The organism is Streptomyces laculatispora (assembly GCF_017353455.1).
In the GTDB taxonomy this organism is placed as follows: Bacteria; Actinomycetota; Actinomycetes; order Streptomycetales; family Streptomycetaceae; genus Streptomyces; species Streptomyces laculatispora.
This window is the reverse complement of record NZ_JAFMPZ010000322.1, coordinates 1-6,967: the sequence shown is the minus strand read 5'-3', so window position 1 is coordinate 6,967 and position 6,967 is coordinate 1. Positions and strand designations below refer to the sequence as shown.

The following is a 6,967-nucleotide window of genomic DNA, read 5'->3' as shown; positions in this document are numbered from 1 at the left end:
GGGTGGGATCAGGTCGGGCAGGACCAGGTGGGCCAGGTCGGTGCGCTGATGCTGGTCGAGTTCGCAGGCGGCCTGGTGGGTGGTCATGGCGTCGACGCGGCGCGGGAGGCCGGGGTGTGGCGTAGCTGCTCGGCGGCTTTCGCCTCTGCACGCAGGCGCCGGACCCGCTGGGTACGGGTGCGGCGCAGCGCGTCGAGTCGCTCGGGGTGGGCTGACTGCGGGGACGCCGGGCGGGTCGTACGATTCGCCTTGTTGGCCAGGTCGGCCGATCGGACGGGGGGCCGGATGACATACGTGACGGGTATAGCGGCGGGGACCAAGCTCAATGTCCGGATGCAGTTCGACGAGCGGACGTTGAAAAAACAGCCTGCCGGGACGTGGGCGGGGCCGTTGTTGTCGTCGAGGCCCGGTGGGGATACGTCTCCGCAGGTACCCGAGTACGAGTTGTTCGTCGACGACGTCAAGCGGGACAAGAAAACGCAGGACAAGGACTGGCGGCATCTGACGCTGTGGGGGGACGCACAACGTCAGACATGGGTGATGGTGATCGATACCGAGTCGGCCGGTTCCGGCACGGCTGTGTATCGCGTGCTCGGTTCTCAAGGCGAGTTGTTGGCGCGGGTGACGCGTCGGCGGGGAAGTATCTTCCGCTTCGCACGCACGTCGTGGCGGGTCGAGGTCAGCCACGGGCCGGTGCTGCGTGGTCTCAAGGGGCACTTGGCCGGCTGGTTCCTGTGGTGGCTGTTCTCGCCGGTATGGGCAGTGATGCTGGTGTTGATTCCGCTCGGGGGCGAGTTCCCGCGGATGCCGTTGACGACTCGGTGGCGGCTTGACGGCCACGAGGTGATGCACTTCGACGAGGGCAGATACCAAGTCGTGAGTGACTGGCCGGACACGCGCCTGATGCACGCCGTGATGATGTTGCACTGGGCGCACCCGACCGTGTTGGGCGACTGGAGTCGGCCCTGAATGGTCGCGCCGTGCCACTTCAACGACTCCGGTCCGGCGCCGCTCAGGCCGACCACTTCGTCCGTACGGTCAAGGCCGCCGGCTACGACGGCAAGCGGCCGGGCAGCTCACGCCGGTGGCCGATCCGGAGAAGATCCGCGCCGCCGCTGCCCGGCCGGGGTGAACTACACCCAGGACGGGATCTTCGGCCCGGTCACGACCACTGCTCATCCGATAGGTCGCTCGGGTACTCCTCGACGGCTGATACGGCGCCCGAGGCCGCGCCTGCGGCCCGTGCCACGCCCGTCCGCAGGCCTCGTTGTCGTACCCCTGTGGCAGGGTTTTTCCAGGGGCGCCGGACCGGGTGTCCACATCACCTGTCGGACGCAGCCGCGCGGCTGCCGAAGGAGCGCAACTCATGTCCGGTTCCGACGAAGCCCGTACGTCCCTGGCCGCTGTCGCGGCACTGCTCGCTCCGGCCCATGAGGCTGTCGCCGCGCGGGCACTGCACGCTCACGACGACCCCGCGGGGTACGTGCGCGACCATGCCGCCGCGTTGGAGGACCGGGGTATCGATGAGCCCCTGCCCGACCTCGCCTGGATAGCGCTCGTCGACGCGCTCGCCGAGCACCGGCTGCTGGCGGAGCTGGACTGGAAGGAGGACTCCGAGGAGATCCGGTCCCGGCTTCGGGGGCTCGCGTCCCGGCCGTCGGTGGACCCCTGGGTGCTGGTCGGGGCGGACGACATGCTGCTGCCGACCCACGAGTTCCTGGAGGCCTGCGGTCGGCGCTACCGCGACGTCGGTGCGGCGCTTGCCGTCCTCGACATCGACTCGGACTGCTACCCGGTGGTGTGCCTGCGAGCCGCGCGGATGAAGGAGCTGGCCGCGCTCGCGGCCCGCGCGGGCTTCACCGCACGGGGATTCGGCGCCTGATTCCGGTCAGGCCGATGGCTCGGAATCAGGTCTGAATCCCGGGCATGGCGACAGCGGGAACGGGTCCGTGGCGCCACGCGGCGGGCCCTCGGGGGGCCGTTCGCCCCCGGCGCGCGCAGCTGCCCACCGGGCCGCGCACGGGCCTCCCAGGAACCCGCGAGCAGGTCCGCGAGAATCCACCTGACCTGGCCTTTCGTCCTGTTCGAACCTATCGTTTCGGTATCGGGAGAGGAGATCCGGATGGACCGGAGCATACGAACCGTGGACGACGTAATGAAGCTGCTCGACGGCCTGTTCGTGCCGGAGGCCGACCGCTGGACGACGGCCGGGGCCGCCTGGTGGGACGACTTCTACGCCGACCGTTCGAAGCCCGTGCCGTTCTTCGTGTCGAAGCCCGATGAGAACCTGGCTTCCTTGGTCGAACGGGGTCTGATCAAGCCGGGCAGGGCACTCGATCTGGGCTGTGGTCCAGGCCGCAACGCCCTCTACCTGGCGTCCATGGGATTCGAAGTGGACGCCATCGACCTGTCACCGGCCGCGGTCGCCTGGGCCGAGAGCCGGGCTGCGGAGGCGGGTGCCGAGGTCCGATTCCGTTGCGGTGACGCCTTCGACCTGCTCGCTGCCGAGCCCGGCCGGCCGTACGACCTGATCTACGATTCCGGCTGCTTCCATCATCTGCCGCCGCACCGGCGCATCAGCTACCGCGCGCTGCTCGACCGGGCCCTGGCACCGGGCGGTCACCTCGGCCTCACCTGCTTCGCGGCCGGTGCGATGGGCTCGGAGCTGAGCGACCGGGACTTGTACGGCCAGTCACGTCTCCACGGCGGGCTCGCCTACACGCCGGAGGCGTTGAGCTGGATCTTCTCCGACCTCACGGAGATCGAGCTGCGCCGCATGCGGGACGAGCCGTCCGAGTCGCCGCTCTTCGGCGAGTCCTTCCTGTGGACCGCGCTCTTCCGGCGGGAGACCACACATCGTTCTACGGCTTCCGTCACGCCGTGACCCGGGTTCAGTAGCCGGCCGGACGTATGAGGCCGGTCTCGTAGGCGAACACGGCGGCCTGGGTCCTGTCCCGGAGTCCCAGCTTGACCAGGATCCGGCCGACATGAGTCTTGACCGTCTGTTCCGCGACCACCAGGTTCGCGGCTATCTCGGCGTTCGAGAGTCCCTGCGCGATGAGGGACAGGACCTCGGTCTCGCGTTCCGTCAGGACGCCCGCGCGGCCCCTCTCCGGGATGCGGGGGGTTTGGGTGACGCGGGAGAACTCGGCGATGACACGCTTGGTGATGTTCGGTGCCAGGAGGGCATCCCCCGCTGCCACTACCCTGACGGCCTGGGCGAGTTCGGCCACCGAGGCGTCTTTGAGGAGGAATCCGGAGGCGCCCGCGCGCAGCGCTTCGTACACGTATTCGTCGAGGTCGAATGTGGTCAGGACGAGGACCCTGACGGTGGATCCGGCGGGCTCGGTGATGCGGCGCGTTGCCTCGATGCCGCCGAGCCCGGGCATACGGATGTCCATCAGCACGACGTCGGGCGTGAGTTCGGCGACCTTGGCCACCGCGTCCAGCCCGTCGACCGCCTGGCCGACGACCTCGATCCCGGGCTCGGCGTCGAGGAGGACCGTGAACCCCTGGCGGACCATCATCTGGTCGTCGGCGATGACAACACGGATGGTCATACGGATTCCTCCAGGGGAAGTATCGCCACTACCTCGTAACCGCCTTCGGGTGTCGGCCCGTTGGTGAATTCCCCGGCCAGCATGGCGGTGCGTTCACGCATGCCGAGGAGACCGTGGCCGACGTCGCGCGGAGGCGGGGCGGGGGTGTCCGGCGCGGTGTTCGTGACGCGGACGGTGACGCATTTCGGCAGGTATCCGATCCCGACGCGTACCGCTGTTCCGGGCGCGTGCCGCATGGTGTTGCTGAGGGATTCCTGGACGATGCGGAAGGCGGAGAGACCGACGCCGGGCGGGATGGCCCGCGGTGCGCCGGTGATGTCGGTGGTGACCCTGAGGCCTGCCCCTCGCACGTTGTCGAGCAGTTCGGGCAGGCGGTCGAGGGTGGGCTGGGGGGTGTGCCGCGCCTCGGCGGACAGTGCGTCCTCGGAGCGGAGCACACCGAGGACGCGGCGCAGTTCGGTGAGCGCGTCGACGGCGTTCTCGCGGATACCCGCGAGGTTCTCCTTGAGTTCGTCGGACGGGTTCTCGACCAGATGCGGGGCGACCTGGGCCTGGATGGAGATGACCGACATGTGGTGGGCGACGACGTCGTGGAGTTCGCGGGCGATGCGGTTGCGCTCTTCGAGGAGGGTGCGGCGGTTGCGTTCCTCGGCGGTGCGTTCCTCCTGGGCCACGAGTTCGGTGCGGGCGACCTGACGGCCGCGCAGTGCGGCGCCGACCACGACGGCGGTGGTGAGGACGGCAACGGCGACACGAGTGTCGGCAGTGGGGTCGGTGAAGCCGTACGGGACGCAGGCCAGGCCCGCCACTACGCTGAGGGCGAGTGCCTCGACGGCGATCCGGGGGCGCAGCCGCAGTGCCATCATCAGCAGCACCCCTGCCTGGACGACGATTCCGGGCCCGGTCCAGGGAAGCATGCTGTCGACGGCCCGGAATTTCGCGGTCAGCGCGACAATGATCATGACGGTGGTCACCACCCACCAGGCGGGCACCGGCCGGTACAGGGCGGCGATGAGTGCCGCGGACTGGATCCCGCCGAGAAAGACGGCGTCCCAGGTGTCCAGCTCGTACTGCAACACAAGGGTGTTCATGCTGAACGCGGCGATCGGCACCGTGCACACCACGAGCGGCACCAGGAGGGCGGGGAGCCAGTCGTGCAGTCCGGGCCGTCCGGGACGGGGCGGTGGTTCGACGGCCGTGGTCCACAGGTCGTGGGCGAGGGTGCGCGGAAGTGCCTTCAGACGTCCGGTCAGCAGTGCCCCGGTCCCCGCCCATTGCCTACGCATGACTGCCACCCTAAGCACGGTGTGCCTCCCCGGTCCGGCTGGGTTGCCCTTCCCGCACCACCGTGGTGCGTCCCTGCCGACGCTGTTCGTACGTTCTGAACGCCGCCCAGCACACGGTCAGTGCTACGGCGAAGACCGGGAGCCAGAGCAGCCGGGCGGTGATCCACTGCGTCCCGTCCGGGCGGGTGTGCAGGCCCGGCAGGGTGCGGCCGGTGAGCAGACCGGTCGCCGTGACCGCCATCATCGCCGTCTGGTGCCAGAGAAAGATGGTCATGGCGCTGAGGTTGACCAGGGCCACCGCCGCCCATGCGGCCGGCCTCACGAGTACCCGCCGCAGTGGCCCGAGCAGGAGCAGTGCCGCACCGCACTGAGCGAGTCCGAAGGTGACCGCGGCGAGGGTGGGCGGGTCGAGATTGGAGATCCTTGCGCCCGGTACGCCGACCATGGCCGCGGGGTATCCGGCGAGGAGGACCAGCAGGGCGGTGGCCGTCGCGCCGCCGATGAGCAGGGTCCAGCCGGTCTTCCGGGACCGCAGGTCCCCGCGGGACCAGGCCGTGCCGAGGCAGTACGGGACGAGCCAGCCCGCGGCCACGTTGATCCAGCCGAGCCGGGCGGGGCCGTCGAGCCCGAGTGTGATGATGTCGACATGGATGACCACGACGAGGGGCCACAGCGGGTGGAGCCGGCTGACGAGCGGGGTCAGTGCGGTGAGCGCGGCGAAGACCAGCAGGAACCAGAGGGGTGAGAGGACGAGTTTGAGCAGGGCGTGCAGGTTGTCGTAGCCGACTCCGGAGGCGAGCATCGTGCCCGCCGTCACGGCCCAGACCACCAGCAGCGCCGCGACCGGCCGGAACAGCCGGAGGGTCCTGGTGCCGAGCCAGCGACCGTAGGTGGTGCCCCGGGCGCGGGCCGACGCATAGCTCGTGGCCGCTACCTGCCCGCCCACCAGGAAGAACACCGCGAGTGTCTGGAACACCCAGGAGACGGGGGCGAGTTCGGGTGTGCGCTGGAGCGGGCTGGCAGCGTGGACGGTGCCGCTGTCGACGACCAGAGCGGTCACCAGCCAGTGCCCGAGCACGACTCCGAGTATGGCGAGGGCGCGCAGCGCGTCGAGGGCCCGGTCGCGGTGGTGCGGGGTGGCGGCGTCGATCCGCTGGATGACCTCACGCATGCCGGCTCCTTCCGGAGGATGCGGTGCCCGAGACGATGTGGGCGAGGTTCCGCAGGGACAGGGAGCCCGGCTTGAGGTAGTCGCTGTGCCCGCCGGTTCCCGCGTCGAAGGTGCGGGCGCCGAACTCCTTCGACATCGGGTCCCTTCCGAAGCCGATGGAGACGAAGGGGAGACTCAGCCGGGTGTGCGGAATGCGGGCGACCCAGTCGTCCGCTCCCCGGCCGGCCCAGACGGTGGCACGGGTGTGCAGCGCACGGACGTTACCGGCGCCGGTGCCGGGGCTGGCGTAGAGGACGAGGGCGGCCACTCCCCGCAGACCGGGCGCCGCTCGGGCGCAGACGACCGATCCGTAGGAGTGGCAGAGCAGGGAGATCCTGGCGGCCGGTCTGGCGGTGTGCAGGCCGTCCGCGAACCGCGCGAGGCCGGGCGCCGCAGCGTCTGCTCGTCGGGTGGTGAGGGCCGCAGTGCTCACCGTGGCCGGTGTTTCGTAGCCGAGCCACGCGACGACGGCCGCCTTCGGGCCCAACTTCCTTCGCAGGGCGGCGGAATCGTTCCTCAGACGCCAGTACCTGTCGAGGTTGGTATCGGCGCCGGGCACGAGTACGGCGATCCGCTCGGCCTGTGCCAGGTCTCCGAAGACCTCGGCGGTGCGGCCGCCGTCGCGGCCGTCGAAGAGGAGGAAGTGGCGGTGGGGGTCCGCCATGTCGCGCAGCGCCGCGGCCCGCCTCCGGTCGCCGTGGCCCGCGGCCATGCGCTCGGCAGCACGGATTTCGTCGCGCGTGGCGGCGTAGCGTGCGTCGAGGGTGCCCGGGGCTGCGTTCCGCAGCGGGGCGAGCTCGGCCGGAACGGGTGCCGGGACGGCTGCGGAGCGGGCGGCTCCGGACACGGGCGCGGCAACCGAAGTGGCTACGAGCGCGGCCAACAGGGTGCGGCGCAGGCCCTGACCGCAG

Annotated in this window: 7 protein-coding genes; 3 read left to right on the top strand and 4 right to left on the bottom strand. The window is 70.2% G+C overall.

Annotated features, from left to right (window positions below):
* The 3 genes from J1C73_RS17625 to J1C73_RS17615 form a co-directional block, all read left to right on the top strand.
* Nucleotides 1-969, top strand: a 969-nt coding sequence (locus J1C73_RS17625) for a hypothetical protein (protein ID WP_207317231.1), incomplete at its 5' end; no start/stop codon positions are given.
* Nucleotides 970-1,366: 397 nt separating this feature from the next.
* Nucleotides 1,367-1,882 (top strand): DUF6630 family protein, encoded by a 516-nt coding sequence (locus J1C73_RS17620; RefSeq protein WP_207317230.1) that lies wholly within the window; start codon nucleotides 1,367-1,369, stop codon nucleotides 1,880-1,882.
* 240 nt (nucleotides 1,883-2,122) lie between these two features.
* On the top strand, nucleotides 2,123-2,884 hold the full coding sequence (locus J1C73_RS17615; RefSeq protein WP_207317229.1) for a class I SAM-dependent methyltransferase: 762 nt from the start codon (nucleotides 2,123-2,125) through the stop codon (nucleotides 2,882-2,884).
* Between the two features lie 7 nt (nucleotides 2,885-2,891).
* On the opposite strand, the gene J1C73_RS17610 is transcribed toward J1C73_RS17615, so the two are convergent.
* The 4 genes from J1C73_RS17610 to J1C73_RS17595 are packed head-to-tail and all read right to left on the bottom strand — an operon-like array spanning nucleotide 2,892 to nucleotide 6,954.
* A complete protein-coding gene (locus J1C73_RS17610; protein ID WP_123465722.1) occupies nucleotides 2,892-3,560 on the bottom strand; it encodes a response regulator in 669 nt (222 codons plus the stop codon).
* A complete protein-coding gene (locus J1C73_RS17605; protein WP_207317228.1) occupies nucleotides 3,557-4,846 on the bottom strand; it encodes a sensor histidine kinase in 1,290 nt (429 codons plus the stop codon). The genes J1C73_RS17610 and J1C73_RS17605 overlap by 4 nt, the downstream gene beginning before the upstream one ends.
* A gap of 10 nt (nucleotides 4,847-4,856) precedes the next feature.
* Nucleotides 4,857-6,017 carry an acyltransferase family protein gene (locus J1C73_RS17600; RefSeq protein WP_207317227.1) on the bottom strand — a complete coding sequence of 387 codons (1,161 nt, stop codon included), beginning with the start codon at nucleotides 6,015-6,017 and terminating at the stop codon, nucleotides 4,857-4,859.
* Nucleotides 6,010-6,954: an alpha/beta hydrolase gene (locus J1C73_RS17595; protein ID WP_207317232.1), complete on the bottom strand. Its 945-nt coding sequence runs from the start codon at nucleotides 6,952-6,954 to the stop codon at nucleotides 6,010-6,012. The genes J1C73_RS17600 and J1C73_RS17595 overlap by 8 nt, the downstream gene beginning before the upstream one ends.
* Between the last annotated feature and the right edge of the window lie 13 nt (nucleotides 6,955-6,967).

What these genes read in the sequence shown, in the direction of transcription:
- J1C73_RS17600 (WP_207317227.1), bottom strand. Translation starts at nt 6,017, where the DNA reads ATGCGTGAGGTCATCCAGCGGATCGACGCCGCCACCCCGCACCACCGC.
- J1C73_RS17620 (WP_207317230.1), top strand. Translation starts at nt 1,367, where the DNA reads ATGTCCGGTTCCGACGAAGCCCGTACGTCCCTGGCCGCTGTCGCGGCA.
- J1C73_RS17605 (WP_207317228.1), bottom strand. Translation starts at nt 4,846, where the DNA reads ATGCGTAGGCAATGGGCGGGGACCGGGGCACTGCTGACCGGACGTCTG.
- J1C73_RS17610 (WP_123465722.1), bottom strand. Translation starts at nt 3,560, where the DNA reads ATGACCATCCGTGTTGTCATCGCCGACGACCAGATGATGGTCCGCCAG.
- J1C73_RS17615 (WP_207317229.1), top strand. Translation starts at nt 2,123, where the DNA reads ATGGACCGGAGCATACGAACCGTGGACGACGTAATGAAGCTGCTCGAC.